The sequence below is a fragment of the Bradyrhizobium hipponense genome (assembly GCF_008123965.1).
Taxonomy (GTDB): domain Bacteria; phylum Pseudomonadota; class Alphaproteobacteria; order Rhizobiales; family Xanthobacteraceae; genus Bradyrhizobium; species Bradyrhizobium hipponense.
The window spans coordinates 66775-91482 of the sequence record NZ_VSTH01000014.1 but is presented as its reverse complement, the minus strand read 5'-3'; the positions used below and the strand labels follow the sequence as shown (position 1 = coordinate 91482).

The 24708-nt window shown below is 64.9% G+C and carries 23 protein-coding genes and 1 tRNA gene; 11 read left to right on the top strand and 13 right to left on the bottom strand.

Going from position 1 to position 24708, the window contains the following annotated elements; all coding sequences use genetic code 11:
* Nucleotides 1-12 precede the first annotated feature (12 nt).
* Nucleotides 13-894, bottom strand: a complete 882-nt coding sequence (locus tag FXV83_RS03265; protein ID WP_148737719.1) for an IclR family transcriptional regulator — start codon at nucleotides 892-894, stop codon at nucleotides 13-15.
* 206 nt (nucleotides 895-1100) lie between these two features.
* Here FXV83_RS03265 and FXV83_RS03260 point away from each other — a divergent pair, with 206 nt between their 5' ends.
* Nucleotides 1101-1943 carry a hypothetical protein gene (locus FXV83_RS03260; RefSeq protein WP_148737717.1) on the top strand — a complete coding sequence of 281 codons (843 nt, stop codon included), beginning with the start codon at nucleotides 1101-1103 and terminating at the stop codon, nucleotides 1941-1943.
* A gap of 10 nt (nucleotides 1944-1953) precedes the next feature.
* On the opposite strand, the gene FXV83_RS03255 is transcribed toward FXV83_RS03260, so the two are convergent.
* On the bottom strand, nucleotides 1954-2616 hold the full coding sequence (locus FXV83_RS03255) for a response regulator (RefSeq protein WP_148737715.1): 663 nt from the start codon (nucleotides 2614-2616) through the stop codon (nucleotides 1954-1956).
* Nucleotides 2613-4013, bottom strand: a complete 1401-nt coding sequence (locus FXV83_RS03250) for a sensor histidine kinase (protein ID WP_148737713.1) — start codon at nucleotides 4011-4013, stop codon at nucleotides 2613-2615. The genes FXV83_RS03255 and FXV83_RS03250 overlap by 4 nt, the downstream gene beginning before the upstream one ends.
* Before the next feature lie 190 nt (nucleotides 4014-4203).
* Between FXV83_RS03250 and FXV83_RS03245 the strand changes: the two genes are divergently transcribed.
* Nucleotides 4204-5079, top strand: coding sequence for a DUF3280 domain-containing protein (locus FXV83_RS03245; RefSeq protein ID WP_187435623.1), 876 nt, complete (start codon nucleotides 4204-4206; stop codon nucleotides 5077-5079).
* A 13-nt stretch (nucleotides 5080-5092) separates the two neighbouring features.
* Here the strand turns inward: FXV83_RS03245 and FXV83_RS03240 are convergent, their stop codons facing one another.
* The 3 genes from FXV83_RS03240 to FXV83_RS03230 are packed head-to-tail and all read right to left on the bottom strand — an operon-like array spanning nucleotide 5093 to nucleotide 8127.
* Entirely contained in the window at nucleotides 5093-6124 is a 1032-nt protein-coding gene (locus FXV83_RS03240) for an L-idonate 5-dehydrogenase (RefSeq protein ID WP_148737709.1), read from the bottom strand.
* A gap of 25 nt (nucleotides 6125-6149) precedes the next feature.
* On the bottom strand, nucleotides 6150-6917 hold the full coding sequence (locus FXV83_RS03235) for an SDR family oxidoreductase (RefSeq protein ID WP_148737707.1): 768 nt from the start codon (nucleotides 6915-6917) through the stop codon (nucleotides 6150-6152).
* 10 nt (nucleotides 6918-6927) lie between these two features.
* Nucleotides 6928-8127: a mandelate racemase/muconate lactonizing enzyme family protein gene (locus FXV83_RS03230; RefSeq protein WP_187435622.1), complete on the bottom strand. Its 1200-nt coding sequence runs from the start codon at nucleotides 8125-8127 to the stop codon at nucleotides 6928-6930.
* A 178-nt stretch (nucleotides 8128-8305) separates the two neighbouring features.
* Here FXV83_RS03230 and FXV83_RS03225 point away from each other — a divergent pair, with 178 nt between their 5' ends.
* Nucleotides 8306-9073, top strand: coding sequence for a GntR family transcriptional regulator (locus FXV83_RS03225; protein WP_148737703.1), 768 nt, complete (start codon nucleotides 8306-8308; stop codon nucleotides 9071-9073).
* A 24-nt stretch (nucleotides 9074-9097) separates the two neighbouring features.
* On the top strand, nucleotides 9098-10462 hold the full coding sequence (locus FXV83_RS03220) for an MFS transporter (RefSeq protein WP_148737701.1): 1365 nt from the start codon (nucleotides 9098-9100) through the stop codon (nucleotides 10460-10462).
* A gap of 69 nt (nucleotides 10463-10531) precedes the next feature.
* Here the strand turns inward: FXV83_RS03220 and FXV83_RS03215 are convergent, their stop codons facing one another.
* The 3 genes from FXV83_RS03215 to FXV83_RS03205 all read right to left on the bottom strand — a co-directional run bounded on the left by FXV83_RS03215 (nucleotide 10532) and on the right by FXV83_RS03205 (nucleotide 14777).
* A complete protein-coding gene (locus tag FXV83_RS03215; protein ID WP_148737699.1) occupies nucleotides 10532-10768 on the bottom strand; it encodes a hypothetical protein in 237 nt (78 codons plus the stop codon).
* A gap of 113 nt (nucleotides 10769-10881) precedes the next feature.
* Nucleotides 10882-12141, bottom strand: a complete 1260-nt coding sequence (locus FXV83_RS03210; protein ID WP_187435621.1) for an arsenic transporter — start codon at nucleotides 12139-12141, stop codon at nucleotides 10882-10884.
* A gap of 158 nt (nucleotides 12142-12299) precedes the next feature.
* Nucleotides 12300-14777: a PAS domain-containing hybrid sensor histidine kinase/response regulator gene (locus tag FXV83_RS03205; protein WP_148737695.1), complete on the bottom strand. Its 2478-nt coding sequence runs from the start codon at nucleotides 14775-14777 to the stop codon at nucleotides 12300-12302.
* Between the two features lie 203 nt (nucleotides 14778-14980).
* Here FXV83_RS03205 and FXV83_RS03200 point away from each other — a divergent pair, with 203 nt between their 5' ends.
* The 4 genes from FXV83_RS03200 (at nucleotide 14981) to FXV83_RS03185 (ending at nucleotide 19620) form a co-directional block, all read left to right on the top strand.
* Nucleotides 14981-16099: a zinc-binding metallopeptidase family protein gene (locus tag FXV83_RS03200; RefSeq protein WP_148737693.1), complete on the top strand. Its 1119-nt coding sequence runs from the start codon at nucleotides 14981-14983 to the stop codon at nucleotides 16097-16099.
* Between the two features lie 173 nt (nucleotides 16100-16272).
* Entirely contained in the window at nucleotides 16273-18288 is a 2016-nt protein-coding gene (locus tag FXV83_RS03195; RefSeq protein WP_148737691.1) for an acetyl-CoA carboxylase biotin carboxylase subunit, read from the top strand.
* 169 nt (nucleotides 18289-18457) lie between these two features.
* Complete coding sequence (locus tag FXV83_RS03190) at nucleotides 18458-19324, top strand: isocitrate lyase/PEP mutase family protein (protein ID WP_148737689.1); 867 nt, start codon at nucleotides 18458-18460, stop codon at nucleotides 19322-19324.
* The gene (locus FXV83_RS03185) at nucleotides 19321-19620 is read left to right on the top strand and encodes an acylphosphatase (protein WP_148737687.1); all 300 of its coding nucleotides are present in this window, start codon (nucleotides 19321-19323) and stop codon (nucleotides 19618-19620) included. The genes FXV83_RS03190 and FXV83_RS03185 overlap by 4 nt, the downstream gene beginning before the upstream one ends.
* A gap of 47 nt (nucleotides 19621-19667) precedes the next feature.
* Here FXV83_RS03185 and FXV83_RS03180 read toward each other — a convergent pair whose 3' ends face one another.
* Together FXV83_RS03180 and FXV83_RS03175 are read right to left on the bottom strand one after the other, a co-directional pair.
* Nucleotides 19668-21188 (bottom strand): PAS domain-containing sensor histidine kinase, encoded by a 1521-nt coding sequence (locus FXV83_RS03180; RefSeq protein WP_148737685.1) that lies wholly within the window; start codon nucleotides 21186-21188, stop codon nucleotides 19668-19670.
* Between the two features lie 137 nt (nucleotides 21189-21325).
* Nucleotides 21326-22174 (bottom strand): LysR family transcriptional regulator, encoded by an 849-nt coding sequence (locus FXV83_RS03175; protein ID WP_148737683.1) that lies wholly within the window; start codon nucleotides 22172-22174, stop codon nucleotides 21326-21328.
* 115 nt (nucleotides 22175-22289) lie between these two features.
* On the opposite strand from FXV83_RS03175, the gene FXV83_RS03170 reads away from it, so the two are divergent.
* A complete protein-coding gene (locus FXV83_RS03170; protein WP_148737681.1) occupies nucleotides 22290-22715 on the top strand; it encodes a tautomerase family protein in 426 nt (141 codons plus the stop codon).
* On the opposite strand, the gene lipB is transcribed toward FXV83_RS03170, so the two are convergent.
* Nucleotides 22712-23449, bottom strand: a complete 738-nt coding sequence (gene lipB, locus FXV83_RS03165) for a lipoyl(octanoyl) transferase LipB (protein ID WP_148737679.1) — start codon at nucleotides 23447-23449, stop codon at nucleotides 22712-22714. The genes FXV83_RS03170 and lipB overlap by 4 nt on opposite strands.
* 66 nt (nucleotides 23450-23515) lie before the next feature.
* On the opposite strand from lipB, the gene FXV83_RS03160 reads away from it, so the two are divergent.
* A complete protein-coding gene (locus FXV83_RS03160; protein ID WP_011088012.1) occupies nucleotides 23516-23758 on the top strand; it encodes a FliM/FliN family flagellar motor switch protein in 243 nt (80 codons plus the stop codon).
* A gap of 195 nt (nucleotides 23759-23953) precedes the next feature.
* Nucleotides 23954-24038: transfer RNA gene (locus tag FXV83_RS03155), tRNA-Leu, on the top strand.
* A 65-nt stretch (nucleotides 24039-24103) separates the two neighbouring features.
* Here the strand turns inward: FXV83_RS03155 and FXV83_RS03150 are convergent.
* Nucleotides 24104-24664 (bottom strand): uracil-DNA glycosylase, encoded by a 561-nt coding sequence (locus FXV83_RS03150; protein WP_148737677.1) that lies wholly within the window; start codon nucleotides 24662-24664, stop codon nucleotides 24104-24106.
* Between the last annotated feature and the right edge of the window lie 44 nt (nucleotides 24665-24708).

Sequence of the window (24708 nt, the reverse complement as noted above, 5' to 3'; positions counted from 1 at the left end):
CGAACTTCTTGTTCATGTCCTGGCTCCCTTCTTGTTTTGCTTGCGTGTCCCGATCGCAGGCTCCGCCGCACTGACGATGGCGCGGATGCCGTCGGCAAGGGCCGCGATGCGCGGGCCGATCTCGCCCTCCAACTGTCCGGGCTGAAGCCGGAACGCAGGGATGCCGCAATTGATCGAGAATGACTGCCTGGTTCCGCCCGCGTGAAACAGCGGTGCGGCGACGGCGTGGATCGAGGCCATGTATTCGCCCCAGCAGGTGCAGAACCCGCGGCTTGCGCATTGCGCGAGTCCAGCGCGGTATTTGTCACGGAAGGCCGACCACAGCTCGGCGTCCTCGGCCTCGATGCGCTGTTCGAGCGATGCGGCATCAGCCGGCGGCAAGGTCGCCGCGGCGGCGCGGCCCATCGCAGTGATCACGACGGGAATGGGCATGCCGATGTCGGGCACGTGTGGGCCGACGTCGCCGGAGCGCGCGGTCTCGACATAGATCATTGATGTGCCGTCGAGCAGGCCGATCGAGACCGTGCCCCGCACGCTCTGCGCCAGCTCCTGCATCATGGGCCGCGCAACCTGGCGAAATTGCATGTCGGCGAGCAGCGGATGCGCCATCCGCAAAGCTCGCGCGCCGACGCGGTATTTCGAGCGTTCGGCGTCGTAGCGGAGATAGCCGAGCTCGGCCAGCGTGTGCGTCAGCCGCGCCACCGTCGGCCGCGGAATCCCCGTCAGCCTCGACAGCTCCATGTTGCCGAGCAGCGTCGTCCCGGCCTTGAAGGCTTCGAGCACCACGAGGCCTTTTGCCAGCGTCGTCGCGAAAGCGGCGTTATCGGCACTCGCGGCCAGCACCGCGGCGGCGGACGAGGAGGCGTGGAGCAAGTTGGGGGCGGTTTGAGCCATGCGGACTTCATGAACCCGGCTGGGCTTCTTGTCCAATAGATTCACATAATATGTAGTTTCGTCCACTATGCGGACGAAGCGGGAGGCCTCGCACGCACAGGAGCCCATGAGGAGCCCGCCGCACACAAATTTTTGTCGTGATTCCCTAGCGGCCTGTGACAGGATTGTTACGACGACGTGTCAAATCGATTACAGCGGAGCTAATCATGTTGCAGTGGCAGGCGCGGTCAAATCCCCTCGCGTGGTGGTGGGGGTCCCTGACGCTTGTCAGCAACGTCAATATCCTTGTCTGGTTCATGCTGTACCGGGAGTTCTATCAGCCCGTCAGCGGCAGCCTCGGTGCGGCGCCCGCGATGGGTGTGATGCTGCTGCTCTGCGCCGGCTATGTGTTCGGCTGCGCCTTCCGTTCGTTCCTGCCGCGCGCCGATGTGCAGCGCATCTGCCTGTTCGACACCTGGCTATCGAGCGTGTTCGTCGGCCGCTCCGTCGCGACGGTCGCCGAAGTGTGCTTCGCCGCGCAATGGGCCATCATCCTACATCAGCTCGGCACCATGGCCGGTGCCGAAACCACGGTGAACATCGCCCTCGTCATCGTGCCCGTGATCATCATCGCGGAGTGCTTCTCCTGGTACGCGGTGCTGACCACCAATTATCTCTTCAACGCGATCGAGAATTCGCTGTGGGCGGTGACCTTCTTCCTGGTCGGAATTGCGCTGTGCCGTCTGATGCCGGAATTTCAGGGACCGGTGCGCTGGGCGCTCAGCGCCGGCATCGTCGGCATCGCCTGCTTCCTCGCCTTTCTCGTCACCGTCGACGTGCCGATGTATCTCGGCCGCTGGCGGGCAGGGCATGCCGAGGGCAACAGGCTGCTCGGCTTCCTCGAAGGGCTTCACGACGTCAGCACGCGCTGGGTGGTGACCCACGACGTCGCGCACTGGAAGGGCGAACTGACCTGGATGTTCCTGTATTTCAGCGCCGCGGTGTGGTCGAGCCTGGCGCTGTGCGCGCTCTACGCGATGGAAGGCTATCTCACGCGCTATCTGGCCTGACCCGTGCGCTTCAGGCCTCGCCCAGATCGACCTGGGTCAGGAGACCCTGGCGCAGTGCGAGCCGGACCAGCTCGATGTCCGAACCGACGCCGAGCTTGTCCTTGATCAGCGAGTGCAGGTTGGCGACGGTCTTCGGGCTGACGTGAAGCGTTTCGGCGATCTCGTCGGTGCTCCGTTCGGCGAGCAATAGGCGCAGCACTTCGAACTCGCGTGCGGTAAGCACGTCGGCGGCGGAGCTTTCGCCGCTGAGCCGGCTCAGCGCCAACTCATGGTCGATGTCGGGACTGATGGCGATCTTGCCCGCGAGCACGTCCATGACCGCGCGCACCAGCGTTTCCGGCGGGCTGGTCTTGGTGACATAGCCCCTGGCGCCGGCGCGGATCGCCTGCACGGCAAAGCCGGCGTTCTGGTGCATGGTGAAGACCAGGATCTTCGCGGCCTTGTCCCACTGCCGGATCCGCCTGACCGCCTCGATCCCGCCGATGCCGGGCATGCTCAGATCCATGATCACGAGATCGGGTTTGGCCGATTTGAACAGGCGGTAGGCCTCGGCTCCGTCGCAGGCCTCGGCCACGACGCGCAGGCCGGGCTGCTTCTGCAACACCGAGCGATAGCCTTCGCGGACGACGGCGTGATCGTCGACCAGCATGATCGCGCAATCGGTGCCATTCATGCGGCTCGCTCCATGACGGTGGGATGGACCGATGCGGGAATGACGACGTGCAGCGTCGCCCCCCGGTCCGCCCCGGTCTCGAAGCTGAGCCGGCCACCAAGCGCGGCGACACGCTCGCGCATCCCGAGCAGGCCCATCCCCGCCGTCACGGCCGTATCGCCCGGCCGGCCGTCATCGGCGATGTAAAGCTCGATGGTACGATCGCCCTGGGCTGCAGCATCGCGGGCGGTCAGCTCCAGCGTGACCCGCGTGGCGCAGGCATGCTTGGCTGCGTTGGTGAGGGCCTCCTGCACGATGCGGTAGAGCCCGGCGCCGACCGCGGCGGGCAGGCTCTCGAGCGCGCAGTCAAACCGGCACTCGAAGCGGGGCTGGCCGCGGCTGCGGCCGTTCCAGCCCGCAACCAGGCCTTCGAGGCTCGCGACCAGGCCAAGCTCGTCGACGTCGGGCGGCCGCAGCCTGAACAGGGCGCCGCGCAGCGTCTCCATCATGCCGGTCGCGGTCCGCGAGATGCCGTCGCATTCCGGTAGCAGGGCGGGACAGTCCTGCGCTGCGGTCTGGTGCGCCGATGCGGCGAGGGCGCGGATGGCGGCAAGAGATTGTCCGAACTCGTCGTGCAGTTCGCGCGCCAGATGCCGCCGCTCCTCGTCCTGCACCACGATCAGCCGGCGGGTGAGCTCGCTGCGTTCGGCAAGCGTAGTGGAGAGACGTTCGGCGAGATGGTTGAAGACCTCGCCGATGGCCGAGAGCTCAGCGAGTTCGAATGGCGGCAGCCGCGCCGTGAGATCGTCGGTGGCCATCCGTTCGAGGCCGTCGCGGATGATCCGGGTCGGACGCAGCGCACGCGCCAGCGCCGCATAGACGAGCACGCACAACAGCGGCAGGACGATTGCAAGCGCCGCAATCAGGCGGCCGGCGTCGTGCCAAGCCTCGGCTGTCTGCACGGCCGGATCGATCCAGGCGACGGCCTCGCCGATCATGGTGCCGCGGACAGTCACGGCATGTGTGGCTTCGCGGCCAGGATCAAACAGTTTGCGATAGAGCGTGACGAAGGCTTGCGGCGGATGGCCGGTGGTGCCGGATGCGCCGCCGCAGAATCGCTGGACGGTGTCGCCGTTGCCGGCGCGAAACGCAAGACAAAGACCCGGCGCCATGACCGAGGCTGCGACGTTGTCCAGGTCTGGAAATTCGGCGCGGGGATGGTTCACCCACTGAATCTTGTTTTGTTGCAGCTCCAGCGTTCGCGCGGCGAGACCGGCGATCGCGTCGATCCGGGTGTGCACGGATCGATCGGCCTCGACCAGGAAATAGGCCGAGATCGCCGCGAAGCAGAGGGTGGAAATGGCCGCAACGCGCAACGTCAGGCGGAGCTTCAGGTCGGGCTTCAGGTGGTTCCACATCGGCGGGCCTCCTGCGCGGATGATCTTGGTCCGCGGCGACATTAAACGGCAGAACGGCACGGCCGGAAAGCGCCGCCGGCGCTCAGGGAGCAAGATCGTGAAATTTTCCCGGCGGTTGCCGGGACGCGAGAAGCTGCACGCCGCGCATCGCCAGCCTAGCGTCGGGGTCCTTCCACCCGCGAGGCCGCACATGTGTCGATCCCTTCTTGTCCCTGTTGCAATTCTCCTGCTCGTCGTCCCCGCGGCTCGTTGGCCGGCGGCGGCCGACGCCAGTGTCGGCGTTGTCATCGACGATTTCAGCTATACCGACACGTCGGCAGAGCCCACCAACCAGACCGGCGCCCACGAGCGGCGGCTGGCCGCATTCATGGCCGCGTTGCGCCGGCACATCGCTGCCGACGGGCGCTATCGGCTTGCACCGTCCGTGCAGGACCGGACGGCGTTCAAGATCATCGGCGGCATCCAGAAGACGAGCACACTGGTGCAATGGGCCAAGGTTGCGGTGATCGACGCCGGGGCCAAAAAGGTCGTGATGGATAAGCTCTATACCTTCCGCGGCGATAGCGACGAAGCATGGGAACGCGCGGAGATCTTCGTGTCCCGCGAGGTCTTGGCAGCGCTCGCCGCACCAGCGCCGGTCGCGCTTGCGGTGTTCGATTTCGAGCTCGACGACAACACCGCGGCGCCTGCATCCGGTCTCGCAGCCGCCGATGTGTCCTATCTGGACGAAGCGACGGCGGGCGTGCGCGCCGCCCTCGCGCAATCCGGCCGTTACCGCATCGTCGACGTCAGCGGCGCAGGCGAGGGCGCCGCAAGGAGCCGCAGCCTGCGCGATTGCGGCGGGTGCGATGCGGCCATCGCCGGAAAGCTCGGTGCTGATCAATCGCTGATCGGCGTGGTGCGACGGGTCAGCCGGACGGAGTATACGGTGGGTTTTCAGGTGCGCGACGCGCGGACCGGCGCAGTCGTCGCGCGCGGCGACAGTGGCTTGCGCATGGGCGCCGACTATTCCTGGAAGCGCGGCGCGGTGGGATTGGTCAGGGATCGCCTGATCGAGAACCAATAACGCTGGCCGACGCTCAGAACGTCAACTGCACCTTCATCGATTGGGTGCGGTCGCTGGCGAGCTCGAACGCTGCGACCGCATTCTCGAACGGCATGGTGGCCGTGATCAGCGGCTTGACGTCGATCAGGCCTTCGCCCATCAGCCGCACCGCGAGCTCGAATTCGGGGTCGAAGCGGAAGGTTCCGCGGAGCTGCAATTCCTTAGCGACGATGGAATTGATCGGCAGCGTCATCTCGCCGCCGAGGCCGAGCTGCACCAGCGTCGCGCCGGGGCGGAGCACGTCGAGCGCGGCGCGTAGCGCAGCCTGGTTGCCGGAGGCTTCAAACAGCGTGTCGAACACGCCCTTGCCGGCGCGCCAGGGATCGAGCGCGGCGGCATTGGTCGCGACGTTGATGGCGTGCGTGGCGCCGAGCCTTTTGGCGACCGCGAGCGGCGCTTCAGCGACATCGGTTACCACAATCTCGGCGGCGCCGCCGAAGCGCGAGACCAGGATCATCAGTGCGCCGATCGGGCCGCAGCCGGTGATCAGCACGCGCTTGCCGAGCAGGGGACCGGCCTGCTTGCCGGCATGCAGGCACACCGCGAGCGGCTCGGCGACCGCGGCCTCCGCCAGCGTCAGTTTGTCGGCGATCGGCACGGCCTGCGTGGCGTCGACCGTGAGGAATTCGCGAAAGCCGCCTTGCACATGCGGAAGGCGCATTGCGCTGCCGAGGAAGCGCATGTCCAGGCACTGGTTGCGCATGCCCTCCTGGCAATGCAGGCACTGGCCGCATGGCTTGCTCGGATTGACTGCGACGCGGGTGCCCGGCTTCACGTTCGTGACGCCGTCACCGACGGCGGCGACCACGCCGGCGATCTCATGCCCCAGTGCCATCGGCTGCTGGATGCGCACGACGCCGAAACCGCCGTGATGGTAGTAATGCAGGTCGGAGCCGCAGATGCCGCCATTGGCGATCTTGACGCGGACCTCGCCCGATGCGGGCGCCGCATCGGGATAGCTGTCGATGCGCAGGTCTTTCGGTGCGTGGATAACGACGGCGCGCATGGCTTGCTCCGTTTGGTCTTCGCGATTACATCGCGGCGATCATGCCGCCGTCGACATAGATGATCTGGCCGTTGACATAGGTCGAGGCATCGGACGCCAGGAAGATCGCGGCGCCCACCAGCTCGTCCGGCCGGCCCCAGCGCTTGGACGGGATGCGGCCCATCAGCCAGTTGTTGAAATCGGTGTTGTTAACCAGCGCCTCGTTCATGTCGGTCAGCATATAGCCCGGTCCGATCGCATTGGCCGTGATGCCGTGCTGGGCCCATTCCACTGCCATCGAGCGGGTCAGGTTCTTGATGCCGCCTTTGGCGGCCGTGTAGGGCGCGATGGTGGGACGCGCAAGCTCGCTGCCAAGCGAGCCGATGTTGATGATCTTGCCGTGCTTGCGCGGGATCATGCGCTTGGCCGCTTCGCGGCCGATGACAAAGGCACTCGTGAGGTTGGTCTCGATCACCTTGCGCCATTCGTCGGTGGTGAACTCCACCAGCGGCTTGCGGTGCTGGATGCCGGCGTTGTTGACGACGATATCGACCGCCACGCCTTGTCTGTCGAAATTCTCGAAGGCAGCGACGATCGCGGGCTCGTCGGTCACGTTGAACGCGGCACCTTCGGCTTGATGCCCGGCGGCGCGAAATTCGGCGACGGCCTGCTCGACGCGCTTGGGATCGACGCCGTTGATGATCAGCTTGGCGCCGGCCTTGGCCATGCCCTCGGCGATCGCGCGTCCGAGGCCGCGGGAGGAGCCGGTCACGAGTGCGGTGCGGCCGGAAAGGTCGAAGAGGGCGGTGCTCATCTCGAGATCCTCAGACGTTGGAGCGGCGCACGGTGAGATCGCTGCGGTCGAACAGCGCGGGAAGGAGGTCGATGCCGAGGCCAGGGCCTTCCATCGGGAAGACATAGCCGTCCTTGATCACAGGCATGGTGGTGACGAGTTCATTGTACCAGCCATTGTAGAAGGCGCGCACCGATTCCTGGATCAGCGTGTTGGGCTGGCTGAACGACATGTGGATGGCGGCGACGAAGCCGATCGGACCGATGCAATCGTGCGGCGCAAAGGGACGGTGATAGGTCTCGGCCATCGCCGCGATCTTGCGGCCTTCGGTGAGGCCGCCGGTCCAGCACAAATCCGCCATCACCACATGCATGGCGTCGCGGTCGAGCATGTCCTTGTAGGGGAAGCGCGATCCCAGCGTCTCGCTGGCGCAGACCCAGACGTCGGTCGAGCGGGCATATTCGGCGAGCGCCTGCGGCGAATTCATCCGAATCGGGTCTTCGTACCAGGTCGGCTTGTACGGCTCGAGCGCGCGCGCGATCTGCTTGGCGGTCGGCAAATTCCACAGCGAATGGAGCTCGACCATGATCTCCATCTTGTCGCCGACGGCTTTGCGGATCTTCTCGAACGGCTCGATGGCCTGCTTCATCTGCGCGGCGGTGATGTACAGGCCCTTGTTCTCCTGTGCCGCGGGATCGAACGGCCAGATCTTCATCGCGGAGATGCCGCTTTCCAGCAGGCTCTCGGCGAGCGCATCGGCGCGGGTCATGAAGGCATCGAGATCCTCGTAGGGGCCTTCGGCGGCGCCGATGTTCCAGTTCGAGACCGGGCTGATGTTGGTGGAGCGAACATATTTGGTGCCGGCGCAGGTGTTGTAGATGCGCTGCTTGTCGCGGCAGAGGCCGCCGAGCATCTGATGCACCGGCTGATTGCAGACCTTGCCGAACAGATCCCATAGCGCGATGTCGATCGCGGAGGCCGCGCGGTATTCGACGCCGGTGGAGGACTGCGCCATCGGCAGGTTCAGCATGTCGCGATGGATGGCCTCGATGTGCAGGGGATTGCGGCCGAGCAGGCGGCCGGCAAAGGTGTCATGGATCTGCGCCTCGACTGCGCCCGCGCCATAGAAGGTCTCGCCAAGTCCGACCACGCCTGCATCAGTGTGGACGCGCACCCAGATGACGTTGGAGAATTCCTCGGTGCGCAGGGTCTCGATCGACGTGATCTTCACGGCAATAGTCCTCCCGTCACAGGCGCGTGGCGCCCGTCTTGCTATCATTGCGCGCCTAGGTGTGGCGAACAGGCGGACGTCTTACGCCTGCTTGTAATATATCACAACATGTTTTAAGGCTGTCACCAACAAGGTGCCGCCGCTGCAACGCGAGAGCGCAGGCCGACGGGAGGACTTCATGGCACGGCGCAAACGCGCGCTCGAGGTGGTGAGAGCGGAGGACGACGGCGACGGCAAGCCCAGCCGGTGCAACCGGCTCAATTTCTTCGAGCTTGCCTATCAGAGGATCGAAGAGCTCCTCGTCCACTGCGAGCTCAAGCCCGGCCAGTTCATGACGATGCTGGAGCTGCAGCACATGACCGGTTTCGGCCGCACGCCGGTGCATCACGCCGTCAATCGTCTCTCCAACGATACGCTGATCATCATCCGCCCGCGCCATGGCCTGCACATCGCGCCGATCGATCTGACGCGCGAGCGCATGCTGCTTGGCCTGCGCCGCGACATGGAGCGTTTCGTGGTCCGGCTCGCGGCCGATCGCGCCAGCCTCTCGCATCGCAATCAGGCGCTCCATATCGAGCGGCTGCTGCGCGAGCGCCGCGCCAGCCTGACCCTCGACGAGTTCAACAGCATCGACCGCCGTATTGACGCACTGGTGCTGGATGCGGTGGGCGAACCGTTTCTGGTGCATACGCTGCGGCCGCTGCACACGCTCTATCGCCGCATCGGCTACATCCACCACCGATTCATGCCGGGACAGGCCGATCTGTCAGGCACCATCGATCGTCATCTGGCCATTCTCAATGCGGTCGCCAATCGCCGCGTCGAGGATGCGGTCAAGGCGAGCGATGCACTGATCGACTACATGGGCGAGATGTTCACGGGCATGGAGACCGGGATCGACCCGCGCCTGCTCGATTGCAGCATCGAACCGCTGCTCGGCGCGTAAAGAGATTCGAAAAGAGGACCAAAGATGTCAACGATGGCCATGCCACAACCGGCCGCGAGCGAAGCTGCGGTGCGCTACCTCATCACGAATTACAGTCCAAAAGGTAACAAGGTCGGCTGGCTGATGATGGCCTCGATCCTGGTCGAGGCATGGGATCTCTATTCGATCGCCTTCGTGCTGATCTTCATCAAGGAGCAGTACAATCCCGATCCCTTGATGCTCGGTCTTGCGGCGGCCGGCACGCAGGGCGGCGCCCTGATCGGCGCGCTGCTCGGGGGCTGGCTGTCCGACAAAATCGGCCGCCGCGTCATGTTCCTGATCACCATGGTGATGTTCATCGTGCTCGCATTGGCGCAGGCTTTCGTGCCGAGCGTCGGCTGGCTCGTGGTGATCCGCTTCCTGCTCGGCATCCCGCTCGGCTCCGACATCTCGACCGGCTACACCTACATTATGGAATCCATGGCCAAGGGTGAGCGCGAAGTCATGGGCAACCGCTGGCAGTTCATGTTCGCAGTCGGCGAGGTCCTCACCATCGGCGTCATCGTGATCTTCCTGTTGCTCGACATTCATCACGAGACGCTGTGGCGCGTGACTCTCGGCCTCGGCGCTTTGCCGGCGCTGATCATCCTGATTATGCGGCATGATGTTCCGGAGACGGCGGTGTGGCTGGTGCAGAAGGGGCGCTTCCGCGAGGCCAAGAAGGTCGCGCGCGAGATGTTCAACGACGATCTTGCCATGCTGCCGGACCAGGACGTGGTGATGCCGAAGGTCCGCACCAGCGCATTCCTCGCCGATCTCAAGAAGGACCCGATCCGCTGGCGCGCCACGATCTATGGCTGGATCGCCTGCTTTGCCCAGGCGAGCGAGTTCTCGACCTTCGCGTTTTACCTGCCGGTGCTGTTCGCGATGGTCGGCGTGTCGAGCATCCTCGGCAACAATTTGGTGACGATGGGGCTGTTCTGCCTCGCCGCCGTATCCGGGTGGGTCGGCCCGCTCTTGACGCCGAAGATCGGCCATCGCGGCATCGCGATCGCTGGCTTCTCCATCGTGCTGGTGTCGCTGCTGGTTGCCGCCTTCGCGCTCTACACCGACAACAAGATCCTGCTGCCATTCGCGGCGGCGGCCATGCTGTGGGGCCATTATTGGGACGCGTCGAACTGCATGACGATCCCGACCATGGTCGCCAAGCCGAAATACCGCGGCACCGCGAGCGGCTTCGCTTACATGTTCGTGAAACTGCCGTCGTTCCTAGCGATCTTCCTGTTCCCATCGCTGTTCGCGGCGATCGGCCAGGCCAATGCCACACTGTTCGTCGCGATTTTCCCGGTGATCGGGCTGCTCGCTGCGGTCTTCATCCTGCCGGAAGTCTACGGCTACGAGAACGACTGACGATGCACGACCCGGTCCCGGCCGTCATGGCCGCGGTCGGGGACCTTCTACTGGATGAGCCGCGAGCAGTTATGGGCTCAAGAAGATCGGATCGATCCCGGTCCCATGGCCGAGCAGGCCGATCGCCTGAAGCTGAGCCGCGTGGAGGTCGATCTCTACGATGGCGAACAGAGCCAGCAGCACCACTACGGTCAAGACCGGCAGGGGGTGGGACGTCTCGGCCCGGCCTTCGACCGGTGCAGCGAAGCTCTGAATTGAACGACGCAGGGAAAAGCTCTGCGGAAGTGCCTTGGATTGGATCTGCATGGTGACCTTCCTTGTCGCGTCATGTTTCGGACCGCGCGACAGGCGAACTCTAGCTGCGGCATCGCCGCCGGCATTGATGCACCGCAAATACTTCTCTCAATTCGGGCTCGCCGTTACCTGATCGCGGCAGCCAATGCCGCGATCAGGGCGGGCGGCGTCACCAGCATGCCGAGCTTGAGAAACCGCCAGGCGCCGACCTCGATCTTTTCGCGGCGGAGCGCGACCAGCCACAGGAGGGTGGCGAGCGAGCCGGTCACCGATAGATTAGGCCCGAGATCAACGCCGATCAGGATGGCGCTGACGACAGGTGCGGGCAAATGATCGTTGGCGGCGACCGAGCCGGCGACGAGGCCGACGGGAAGGTTGTTGGCGATATTGTCGGCGATCGCGGTGGCGACGCCGACGCTCCAGGCGGCTTTTGCAACGGATTGTCCCACCGCTTGGTGCAGCAATGCGCTGAGCTGGCCGATCACGCCGGTCTTCACCAGCGTCTCCACCATCACGAAGAGCCCGCCGACCAGCGGCAGCACGCTCCAAGATACCCCTTTCAGCACGGGAAGAGGCGATTGGCGGTTGAGCAGCAACACTGCGGCGGCGGTCGCAGTGCCGCAGATGAAGGTCGGCAGGCCAAGTTGCAAGTCGAGCGCAGAGGCCCAGATCAGCGTGATCCCGACGGCGCCGATGCCGTAAGCGGTCAACTTGCCACCACGCCCGAGTTTCGGGTGAGGGACGCGCGCTGCTATCGTTTCTTCCTTCAACTCGCGGTACAGCGCAAGGCGCAGTGCAAGGTAGGTGAGGATGATCGAGGCGATCGATGGCAGTGTAAACTGGCGCAGCCATGCACCAAGATGCGGCATGTGCTTGCCGAAGACCACGAGATTGGCTGGATTGGAGATCGGCAGCACGAAGCTCGCGGCGTTGGCAATGAACGCGCAGACGAACAGATAGGGTAGCGGCTTGGCGCCGGCGGCGCGCGTGGCGGCGTAGACGGCGGGTGTCAGCACGATTGCGGTGGCGTCGTTGGACAAGAGTACCGTGACCAGCGTGCCGACCATATAGATCAGGAGAAACAATCGCTGCGGCGAGCCACGCGCATGTTCAACCGCAAACGCCGCCAGATAGTCGAACAGTCCTTCGAGTCGCGAGAGCTCGGCGATCAGCATCATGCCGATCAGGAAGAGATAGACGTCGATGCCTTTCTCGATGCCGAGAAGCGCATCCTGCCAGGACAGCAAGCCGAGCAGCACAAGGGTGCCGGCGCCGATGACGGCCCAGATCGCCTCGGGCAGGCGAAAGGGCCGGATGATGACGCCTGCGGTGGCGGCGAAGATGATGCTCCAGGCCCAGAAGGCGTCATGCGGCGCAGTCGGCACGTTCAGTCCTTGATACGGGAGTGGTTCATTCGGCAGCGATAGCCGAACCAGGAGCCGCTGTCTTCCCCCGCGACGTCACCGGACTTGCCGTCAGCGCATCGCGAGGGCTGGCAGCGGCCGAGCATTCCACCTTCGCCGAGACGACACTGGCGTTGCCTTCACCGCCCCCCTGACAGCTTCTGGCCGATCGCCTTGCGCAGGATGCGCGAGAGCGACTCGACCGAATAGGGCTTCTGGATCAGCTCGAAGCCGCGATGCGCGTTCTCGGCGAGCACGTCGCTGTAGCCGCTGGTGAGCACGACCGGGAGGCCCGGATAGCGCTCGCGGATGATGCCGGCGAGCTCGACGCCGTTCATGCCGGGCATGATGACGTCGGAGAAGACGAGATCGACGGCGAACTCGTTCTCGCCGAGGATCGCCAACGCGGCATCGGCGTTGGCGACGCGGCGGACGATGTAGCCGAGGTCCTCCAGCAACGCCGTCGAGAACTGACCGACGTCGTCGTTGTCCTCGACCACGAGCATGCGATAGCCGCGTCCGGTCGTTGCCGCCTCGCTGGTCAATGCCGCGGCTTCCTTATCGCTGGCAGGGCTCGGCGCCCGCGGCAGATAGATGGTGAAGGTGGCGCCTTGTCCTGGCGCGCTCATCACCGCGATGTCGCCCTCGGACTGTTTGGCGAAGCCAAATGCCTGGCTCAAGCCGAGGCCGGTGCCCTTGCCGACCTCCTTGGTGGTGAAGAACGGCTCGAAGATGGCGTCGATGTTCTCCGGCGCGATGCCGCTGCCGGTGTCGGCGACGGAGATCGCGACATAGTCGCCGCCGCGCGCCGATTGCGTGCGCCGGCTCGGAATGCCCTGAACTTTCCGTACGGCGATGGTCAGTCGTCCTTCATCGTTCATCGCGTCGCGGGCGTTGACGGCGAGGTTGATCAGCGCGGTCTCGAACTGGGCGATGTCGGCCACCGTGAAGCAGTCGGCATCGTGCACCTGCACCGCGATCTCGATGAGGCCGCCGACCAGCGGCCGGACCAGTTGGGCGACGCCCTCGACCTGGCTGCCGACGTTGAAGATCTGCGGCTTCAGCGGCTGCCGGCGCGCGAAGGCCAGCAGCTGCGCCGTCAGCTTGGAAGCGCGCTCGACGGTCTCTGAGATTGCGTCGACGTAGCGGCGGCGCCGCTCCTCCGGCAGTTCGCGCCGGCGCAGGAAGTCGGTGGCCGAGCGGATGATGGTGAGGAGGTTGTTGAAGTCGTGCGCGACGCCGCCGGTGAGCTGGCCGATCGCCTCCATCTTCTGCGACTGCCGCAGCGCTTCCTCGCCTTGCCGGCGCTCCGTGATGTCGACGGCCTCCGGGACGGCGCCGGTGATGTTGCCGTGCCGGTCGAGCACGGGGCGCATGCCGAAGTCGAAGTCGCGCTCGCCGATCGGCAGGTGCAGGCGCATCTCCATCCGTACCGCTTCGCCCCTCAGCACGGTGTCGAAGGCCTCGCGCACCACGGCGCTCATGCCTTCGGTGGTGCTGAACCAAGGCGTGTCCCAGAATGGCCTGCCGATGACGTCGCGTGCTTCGGTGCGGATGCCGTCGAGCGCGGTCTTGTTGGCGTAGAGCAGCTCACCCCTCAGATTGACCAGCCCCTGATACTGGTTGCTGGTCTCCAGGATCGCGCGCAGCCGCGTCTCGTTGGATTCGAGCTCGGCGGTGCGCTCGGCGATGCGCTCTTCCAGCGTCTCGTTGAGCTGCCTGAGCTCGATCTCGGCCTGCTTGGCGACCGTGATGTCGTGGGCAACGCCGATGAAGCCGATATGCTTGCCGATCGGATCCCAGCGCGGCTGCGACTCCGAGCGCAGCCAGCGCCATTCGCCTCTGGCGTTCCTGTAGCGGGCTTCCAGCGCGAAGGGTTTCAGCGACGCTTCGCCCTGAACCGACTGCTGCAGCACATGCGGCAGGTCGTCCGGATGCAGCACCTTGCGCCAGTCGAAATCGATGGCCTGATCGTAGGGCAGCCCGACGAAGTCGACATAGGCCTGGTTGGCGAAGGAGCGCTTGCGGTCGAGCTTAGTCACCCAGATCGGGACCGGCGCGCTGTCGGCGATCAGACGGAAGCGCTCCTCGCTCTCGCGCAGCGTCTCGCGCACGAGCATCTGGTCCGTGATGTCGATGTGGGCGCCAACGAAGCGAATGGCGCGGCCGTTCTTGTCGCGCTCGATCTTGGCCACGACGCGGATCCAGCGGGTCTCGGCGTCACTGGGGCGGATGATGCGGTATTCGGCGGTGTAGTCTTCGCTGGTCCCGGACAGCGCATCGAAGAAGTGCTTCACCGTGTCGTCGCGGTCGTCGGGATGGATGCGGTTGACCCAGTCCTCGTGCGTCTCGTCGGAGGCTTCGGGTGGAAGCCCATGGAGCATCAGATATTCGGGCGAACGGCGGTTCTTGAATCCTTCGCGGAAGTTGACCTCGAACCCGCCGACCTTGCCAATGCGCTGGATGCGCGCGAGCTCGGCCTCGCGATCCTGGAGCGCACGATAGGCATTGTCGCGCTCGCGCGCGATCTCTTCGAGGTGCTGGCGCAGCCTTTCGGCGGCGATGGTCTCGGGCAAAGGAGGGTTCAAGACGTCGGCCGTTGTCATGCGGGGGCGCACGTGCCGGACCGATATTCACACAGACGAAGCGTGATGGCCATTGCTTAGAACGGAATAGGCAGGGAAAGGCGCCGGTGGCGGATATGAACGAACGCCGGGTCCGGCTATTTGTTCCGAACGTTGGAACGATGAGCCTGTGGACGCGTCTTTGCGAGGCGCCACGGCTCCTGATCACCGGACTCCCTTTCCGAAGAGGCTAAATCTTGAAGCTCTTTGTCTGCCAGGCCTGCGGCAATGTCCTCTATTTCGAGAACCGCGCCTGCGAACGCTGCGGTCATCGGGTCGCCTTCCTGCCGGAAAAGGAGATGATGTCGGCGATCGAGCCCGACGGCGAGGTCTGGAAGACGCCGGCCGACGAGGGCGCAAGCCGGATGCTGTGCCGCAATGCCGCGTTCGATGCCTGCAATTGGCTGACGGAGGCAGGCGACACCACCGGTTATTGTCGCGCCTGCCGCCACAACGGCATCGTGCCCGATCTGTCCGACCCGGCGCAGCTCGCCGGCTGGCGCGAGCTGGAGGTGGCGAAGCACCGGCTGTTCTATTCCCTGATCCACTGGAAGCTGCCGCTCCAGACCCGGCAGGACAATCCCGAGCATGGCCTGATCTTCAACTTCCTCGCTGACGATCCGAACGGCGGGCAGAGGATCATGACCGGCCATGACAACGGCCTGATCACGATCGCGCTCACCGAAGCCGACGACATCGAGCGCGAGCGGCGTAGGCTCGAGATGGGCGAGCCGTACCGCACGCTGCTCGGGCATTTCCGCCATGAGGTCGGGCACTACTTCTGGGACGTGCTGGTGAGCGAAGGCGGCAGGCTGGAAGAATGCCGTGCGGTGTTCGGTGACGATTCTGCTGACTACGGCCAGGCCTTGCAGCTCCATTACGCAGAAGGTGCCCCGCCGGACTGGCAACAGAACTACGTCTCGGCTTACGCCACCACGCACCCGTGGGAGGACTTTGCCGAGACCTGGGCGCACTATCTCCATATCGTCGACACTCTGGAGATGGCCTCCGAGTTCGGCATGGAGGTGCGCCCCAAGGTTGACCGCGATGGAGAGTTGTCGACCTGCATCCGTTTCAACCCCTACGAGGCTCGCGACGTCGAGGCGCTGGTCAATGCATGGCTGCCCTTCACCTTCGCCATGAACAGCGTCAACCGCGCGATGGGGCTGCGCGACCTCTATCCCTTCATCCTGTCGCCCGCGGTGGTAGCGAAACTGGGCTTCATTCACGGCCTGGTCCGGGACGCGGCCCAAGCCGAGTCAAAGGCCGAGACCAAGGCCGAGACCAAGGGCCAGTCCGAGGTCAGGGGGCAGTAGAAGGCTCGCGGGCGCCGCGAGGCTCGAATTTGGCCCTGTCTGGTACGCCAGCGGCGCGGATTTAGACCGTTGCCTCCAGCTTATTTTGATGTACCACGGGAGCCACACGGCCCGTCCCGTAGGCCCCAACGGCCAGGGAAGGGTCCCGCCCAAGGTCGAGACTCAAGAAAAGCATGTTCAAACGCATTCTGATCGCCAATCGCGGCGAAATCGCCTGTCGGGTCATCAAGACCGCTCGCCGCATGGGAGTTCAGACGGTTGCGGTCTATTCCGAGGCCGACCGCGACGCCCTCCATGTCGAGATGGCCGACGAGGCCGTCCTGATCGGTCCGCCCGCGGCGGCCGAAAGCTACCTGGCGATGGAGAAGATCGTCGACGCCTGCCGCAAGACTGGCGCAGAGGCCGTCCATCCCGGCTACGGCTTCCTGTCCGAACGCGAAGCATTTCCGCGCGCGTTGGAAGCTGCCGGCATCGTCTTTATCGGCCCCAATCCAGGTGCGATCGCGGCGATGGGCGACAAGATCGAATCCAAGAAAGCTGCGGCCAAGGCAAAGGTCTCGACCGTGCCCGGCCATCTCGGCGTCATCGAGGACGACAAGCATGCGGTGAGGATCTCCGACGAGATCGGCTATCCCGTGATGATCAAGGCCTCTGCCGGCGGCGGCGGCAAGGGCATGCGCATCGCGCATTCGAGGGCAGAGGTCGCCGAGGGGTTCAAGCTCGCCAAGGCCGAGGCCAAGGCCTCGTTCGGCGACGACCGCGTCTTCGTCGAAAAGTTCATCGTCGATCCCCGCCATATCGAGATCCAGGTGCTGGGCGACAAGCACGGCAACGTCATCCATCTCGGCGAGCGCGAATGCTCGATCCAGCGCCGCAACCAGAAGATCATCGAGGAGGCGCCGTCGCCGCTGCTCGATGAGGCCACGCGCCGCACGATGGGCGAGCAGGCGGTCGCGCTGGCCAAGGCCGTGAACTACGACTCCGCCGGCACCGTCGAATTCGTCGCCGGCCAGGACAAGAGTTTCTACTTTCTGGAGATGAACACGCGCCTCCAGGTCGAGCATCCCGTCACCGAGCTCGTCACCGGCGTTGACCTCGTCGAGCAGATGATCCGCGTTGCCGCCGGCGAGAAGCTCGGCATCACGCAAAAGGACGTCACGCTCACGGGCTGGGCGGTGGAGTCGCGGCTCTACGCCGAAGATCCGTTCCGCAATTTCCTGCCTTCGATCGGGCGTCTCGTGAAGTATCGCCCGCCCGCTGAAGCCAGCAAGGACGGTATCACCGTGCGCAACGATACCGGCGTGCAGGAGGGCGGTGAAATCTCGATCCATTACGATCCGATGCTCGCCAAGCTGGTCACGCATGCGCCGTCGCGCGCTGCGGCAATCGAGGCGCAGGCGACAGCGCTGGATTCGTTCTATGTCGACGGTATCCGCCACAACATCCCGTTCCTCTCGGCCTTGATGCATCATCCGCGCTGGCGCGAGGGCCGGCTCTCGACCGGGTTCATCGCCGAGGAATTTCCCAAGGGATTTGCTGTGCGCGCGCCGGAAGGCGAGGTCGCGCGGCGGATCGCTGCGGTCGGCGCCGCCGTCGATCACGTGCTCGGGGAGCGCAAGCGGCAGATCTCCGGACAGATGGGCGGCCGCGTCGTGCAGCGCGAGCGCCGCCGCGCGGTCTGGCTCGATCGCCAGGAGATCCTGCTCGAGGTCGCACGCGAGGGCGAGGCCATCACGGTGCGCTTCATCGATACCGATGGCAAACCCGGCAATGCGCATCTGTTGCAATCGGCCTGGAAGCCGGGCGATCCGGTCTGGCAGGGCACCATCGATGACCAGTTGGTCGCGGTGCAGGCGCGCCCGATTGCCAACGGCATCCGTCTCGCGCACCAGGGCGTTGAGCTGCCGGTCTACGTCTGGACCGAAGCGGAAGCGGCCTCGGCCCGGCTGATGCCGGTAACCGCGGCCTCGGACACCGGCAAGAAGCTGCTCTGCCCGATGCCGGGCCTCGTGGTGTCGATCGCGGTGATCGTAGGGCAGGAGGTCAAGGCCGGCGAGACCCTGGCTGTGGTCGAAGCCATGAAGATGCAGAACGTGCTGCGCGCCGAGCAGGACGGCACGGTGAAGAAGATCCACGCCATCGCAGGCGCAACGCTTGCGGTGGATGCGTTGATTTTGGAGTTTGCGTAAGGTGTGAATCGGGCGTGCAGTTTGTCCGCAAGCGCCACCGTCATTGCGAGGAGCCCTTAGCGGCAAAGCAATCCAGTCTGTCTCCGCGGTTGCATTTCTGGATTGCTTGGCTTCGCTCGCAATGACGGAGTTTGGGGCAGCCGCCTTAAGTCCCAGAGAGAAACAGCCCATGGCCTTCCGTTCCCGCCGCGAAAAACTGCGATCGATCCTGTCGGGCTCGGCCTGCATCCGCCCCGGCTCGGCGTACGATGCCATCTCGATCCGCATCGCCGAGGATCTCGGCTTTCCGCTCTGCATGTTCGGCGGCTCGGTGGCTTCGCTCGCGGTGCTCGGCGATCCCGATATCACCCTGATCACGCTCACCGAGCTTGCCGAGCAGATGCGGCGGATGTCGCGCGCCGCGAAATTGCCGGTGCTGGTCGATGCCGACCACGGCTATGGCAATGCGCTCAACGTGCGCCGCACGGTGCAGGAGTTGGAGACGGCGGGCGCGGCCGGCCTCACCATCGAGGACACGCTCCTGCCGGCCGGCTTCGGCGAGCCGAAGACGCAACTGATCTCGCTCGAGGAAGGCGTCGGCAAGATGAAGGCGGCGCTCGACGGCCGCAGCGATCCCTCGCTCGTCATCATGGGCCGCACCGGTGCGGCGTCGATCACCTCGATCGAGGATGCGATCCGCCGTGCCCAAGCCTATGAGGCCTGCGGCGTCGACGCGCTGTTCCTCACAGGCATCGCGTCGCGTGCCGAACTCGCGGCGATCACAGCGGCAACGCGCCTGCCGATCGTGCTCGGCGGCGCACCGGACGAATTGAACGCGCTCGACTATCTCGCCGGCCAGCGCGTGCGCATCGCGCTCCAGGGCCATGCACCCATCGCCGCCGCGACGCAGGCCGTCTACGAGACGCTAAAAGCGCTGCGCGAGGGTACGGCGCCGAAGGCGCTCAAGGGCCTCGCATCGCCCGATCTGACCAGCCGTATCATGCGTGAGGCCGACGTGAAAGCACGCAGCGCCGGCTTGCTCGGATTGAAAAAGTGACCCGGGTGATCCTCCAGGTCACGATCCGCGGCCGCGTGCAGGGCGTCGGCTACCGGGCCTGGGTCGAATACCAGGCCACCACGTGCGGGCTCGAAGGCTGGGTCCGCAACCGCCGTGACGGCAGCGTCGAGGCGCTGTTCGCGGGCGCGCCGAAGCATGTCGCCGACATGGTCGCGCTGTGCCGCCACGGCCCGCCGTCCTCGCGCGTCGACAGCGTCACCAGCGAAATCGCCGGGGCCGATGAATTGAACTTGCGCCGGGCAGGGGAAGTGTTTTCGGTGCTGCCGACGGTGTAGGTGCGCTCTCTCGCCCCGTTCTTACGAGGAGCAGAAGTAGGCAAGCTTCACCGCGGCAACTTTGCGATCGCCTCGCTCAGCTCGTGGATCTCGTAGGGTTTGCGCAGGATCGGGAAATCGCCGCGGACATGTGCGGCGACCTCGCTGTAGCCGGTGGCGAGCAGGATCGGCAGGCCGGGCCGGGTCTCGCGCAGACGATGGGCGAGGCTGAGCCCGTCCATCTTGCCGGGCATCACGATGTCGGTGAACACGAAGTCGACGCCGTTCTTCTCGATCTCGCGCAATGCCGCCTCGGCATCGGCGACCCGGCGCACCTGATAGCCGAGCTGCTCCAAAAGGCCGATGCTGACGACGGCGACGTCCGGATTGTCCTCCACCAGCAGCACCGTGCCGCTGCCCTGGAAGGATCGCGCCTCCGCCGTTTCGCGCGATGGCGCGGTCTCTCCGCGGGGCAGGAGGATGGTGAAGGTGGTGCCCTTGCCGAGCTTGCTTGCGACCTTCACGGTGCCGCCGGCCTGATGGGCGAAGCCGTGCACCTGGGACAGGCCGAGGCCAGTGCCCTTGCCGATCGGCTTGGTCGTGAAGAACGGCTCGAAGATCTTGTCGAGCACGTCTGTGGGAATGCCGAGCCCGGTATCGGCGACTTCTATCCCGACGAATTCGCCGGCGTGCGGCGGCTCGGTCTGCACGACGTTGCGCGCGCGGATCGTCACCGTGCCGCCGTCGGGAATGGCATCGCGGGCGTTGATGACGAGGTTGAGCAGGGCGGTTTCGAGCTCGGTGACGTCGGCCTTGATCGACCAGACATCGCGGTCGATCTCGTAAGCAAGACGCACCGAGCTGCCGACGCCGGCGTCGAGTACCTCGCGGATCGCCGCGATGCGGGATGCAAAGTCGATTGCCTGCGGATTGACGCTCTGCCGCCTTGCGAAAGTGAGAAGCTGGCTGGTCAGCGCGGCGCCGCGCTTGGTCGCTGTCTCGATTGCGGAGATCGCGCGCCGAAGCTTGGCATCGTCCTCGGTTCCTTTCTTCAGGATGTGAAGACTACCGCTGATGATCATCAGGAGGTTGTTGAAATCGTGAGCGACGCCGCCGGTAAGCTGGCCGAGCGCATCGAACTTCAGCGCCTCGGCGAGCTGCTTGTGCATCGCCTCGAGCTCGAGCTGCGTATTGCGACGCTCGGTGATGTCGCGTGTGATCTTTGCGAAGCCGACCAGTTCGCCGTCCTCATAGATCGGATCGATCACCACGCTTGCCCAGAAGAAGGTACCGTCCTTGCGGACGCGCCAGCCTTCTTCCTCATAACGGCCCTTTTCCCGCGCAATGCCGAGCGCGCGCGCGGGCTTGCCGTTTGCACGGTCAGTTTCGGTGTAGAACCGGGAAAAGTGCTGGCCGAGGATCTCTTCGGGCAAATAGCCCTTGATGCGCTCTCCGCCGATGTTCCAGCTCGTGATGATCCCAGAGGGATCGAGCATGTACAGCGCGTAGTCGGCAACCCCCTCAACCAACAGGCGGAAACTGCGTTCGCTCTCGAACAAGTCTCGCTGCTGATTGGACTTTCTCACCATTCCCGGGCCCCGCCTCGACCCGTGCAAACGCGGCAAAATAGAGATTGTTCCCGCGTTCTGGGGCATTTTTAGGCAAATCTCACGGACGGTATGCAGCCGCAAGAAGGTCGCGAGACGGCTCGAGCTCGCTGTGAGCGCTAAGCCATGCTCCGAAATGTCGCCGCCACGGTACGCAGTGCCGCCAGCTTGGCGGGATCGCTGACTTTCGAATGCAGCATCACCTTCGAGCTCCCGAGTTTTGGCAGCTTCTGCGCCGGTCCGATGTCGATCAGTCCCGCGGGTGCGATCCGCCGCGCCAGGGGCGCAACCGCGAGTCCGGCAAGTGCAGCCGCAACCACCGCGGTGACGCCGCCGCCGACAAAGCGTTCGCGCCAGGCGACGCCGGCCTTGTCGAGCGCGCGCACGGCAATCGCACGAACGCCGCAGGGCGGGGCGAGGGTCGCGAGCGGCAGCGCCTCGCCCTTCGGCAGGGCGAAGCGTCTTGCGGCGAACCAGCAAAACTCATCTTCGGCAAGCTTCTCGCCGCCGCGGCGGCTGCCTTCCTGGCGGACGATCACCGCATCGAGGCGGCCGGCGTCGTAGGCGTCCTGCATCTCGCGCGAAAAGCCGATGGTGACGGCGAGTGTGAGCTGCGAGGACATTGCATGCAGGCGCTCGAGCAGCGGCACGAGTTCGGCGCCGGCGGCGTGATCGGAAATGCCGAGCGAGAGCGACTGCGCGGCTGATGCCCCGCCCGACAGCGCGCGGTCGTGTGCCTCCATCAGGGCCTGGGCGCGATCAAGGAAATTTGCGCCGTCGGAGGTGAGCCGGACCGCGCGCGGCGAGCGCTCGACGAGCCGTTTTTTCAACAGCGCCTCCAGCCGTTGCAGCTTCAGGCTGACGGCCGCCTGCGTCGTGCCAAGCGCCTCGGCGGCGCGCGTAAAACTCCGGAGGTCGGCAACCAGCAGGAAGGCCTGGACGGTGGCGATGTCGAGCGTGGCAGTCATTATAATTGGTTATCACTGGTACCAATATAGATAAGGTACCAAAATGAAAGGTGGAGGTCTAGCTTTCCTGAAGACGCCGCGCAAATAAGCCCGCGACGTTCCGAGGAGAACGACCATGCCCCTGATCACCGTGTCCTACACCACCTCCCGCCAATCCCCCGTGCTGAAGGCCGAGATTGCCAGCGCCGTGTCCGAGCTCACCGCAAAAATCCTGCACAAGGATCCGAAGGTCACCGCCATCATCGTCAAGCCGGTCGACGCCGGCGACTGGTTCGCAGGCGGTACGTCCCTCGCCGAGCAGAAGCTCGCGAGCTACTGGATCGACATCCACGTCAGCGAAGGCACCAACACCAAGGACGAGAAGGCGGCCTATCTCGCCGCCATGTTCAAGCGCATGGCCGAGATTTTGGGCCCGCTCCACCCCGAGACCTATCTGCATGTCGACGAGGTCAAGGGCGACGCCTACGGTTTTGGCGGGCTGACCCAGGAGCGCCGTTACATCGCTGGCAAGCTCGAGGTCGCGCCGGACCGTGCCGCCTAAAGCGCGCGCTCCGGCACCAGCGCGCGGGTCGGCCCGAACAGCCCTTCAAAGGCCTGCCGGAGCGCGACGTCGACATCGGCCATCGTGACGAGCTGGCCGAGATCGACCAGCGAGGTGACGCCGTAGCGGGCGTCAGTGACGCCGCAGGGCACGATGCCGGCGAAATGGGAAAGCTCTGGCTCGACGTTGATGGCGATGCCGTGGAACGAGACCCAGCGCTTCAGCCGCACGCCGATGGCTGCGATCTTGTCCTCGTGCTCTGGTCCCTTGTCGGGCCGTTTCACCCAGACGCCGACCCGGTCCTCGCGCCGCTCGCCGCTCACGTTGAAGGCAGCGAGCGTGCGCAGGATCAATTCCTCCAGGCTCGCGACATAGGCCCGCACATCCGGCCGGCGGCGCTTCAGGTCGAGCATGACATAGGCCACCCGCTGGCCCGGGCCGTGATAGGTGAGCTGTCCGCCGCGACCGGTGGTAAAGACCGGAAAGCGGGAATCGAGCAGGTCCGAGGCTTTGCCGGAGGTGCCGGAGGTATAGAGCGCAGGGTGCTCCAGCAGCCAGACCAGCTCCGGGGCCTCGCCCGCCGCAATCGCCGCGACGCGCGCCTCCATCGCGGCCACGGCGTCCGGGTAGGGCACCGGAGCGTCGGAAATCCACCACTCCACAGGCGCACCAGTGGAGGCGGAAAACGACGTCAAATCGAGGTGTTGCCGGGGATCTTGAGGCGAATTAACCATTGGCTAACCATAACGTGGTGATGATCGCAGGTGCAAATGCATAGTCCCAGTTGCGGTGGTGCTGAAGTGCCTACTCTCGATAAAGTCACCGTGGATCTCATGGTCGTCCTCGGGACGACCACCATGCCGATCCATCAGGTATTACGTCTTTCCCGCGGCGCCATCATCGAGCTTGACGCAACCGAGGCCGACGAGGTCAAGGTTTTGGCGAACAATCTCCCGGTGGCCTCTGGCGTCGTGCTGGTCGACCGCAATCGGATCGCCGTCGAGGTCAAGCAGATGCTGCCGCGCACGCCGGGCACGCGGTAGGGGCCGGGGCACGCGGTAGCGGCCGGAGCACGCGGTAGCGGCCCGGGCTCCGGGAGCTCGGCCACGAGGAGCGGAACTTTCTTCCCAAGCTTGTGGAATTCGGGGCCTTTCCAGGCTTGTACCCCTCTGATGGATTTGTTAGATCGGCGCCGTTGATCCGGTCGGCCTTCAAGCCTCAGGCCGGCATCCCCAAAAGCGCTCGTGGCGGAATTGGTAGACGCGCTGCCTTGAGGTGGCAGTGAGTAAAATCGTGGGGGTTCGAGTCCCTCCGAGCGCACCAATCGTATAGGTCGTTGACGCGAAAGAAGACTTCGCGATCCTTCAACGTTGTCACTCCGGATTCGATCAAGACCGGCGCCTGCGCGCGGCTTTGCGTAGATCGGCGACCGCCTGGCGCCAAACGTCGCCGTTGCGTCCACCGAAGCGGCGGACGTAGGCCGGGTGGAGGATGATGCGGAGCGGGTAGCCTTCAAATTCGAGCTTTGCCTTGCGCGTTAGGCGGATCGATTGCGATTCGCCAAACAGGCGAGACGCCGTGCTGCCAAGAGCAACGATCACACCCGGCCTAGAACGCCGGATGTCACTCAGCACTGCTGCTCCATAATGATTCACTTCCTCAATTGTTGGGCTGCGATTACGTGGTCTGCGGTCTTTGGAATACGCGATCGGTCGGAAAGGGATGGCGTTTGCCAAACGCACCTGTCGGGGGGCGATCCCGGCCTCATTTAGCATCTCGCGCAATGCCCTGCCGGCCGGCCCGACAAAGGGCCTAGCCTGCGCGACTTCCTCGGCGCCAGGTGCTTCGCCAACCACGTATAGCCGCGGTCGTCGGAACGGGCCCTCAGGTGCGACGCGACGATGATCGGGTCCTGGCGACGCTTTCCTTAGCCATCGGTTCTTAGCCATCGGTTCCTGCGTCTGGTTTAGCCTGAGGATGCAAAGTTCAGGCT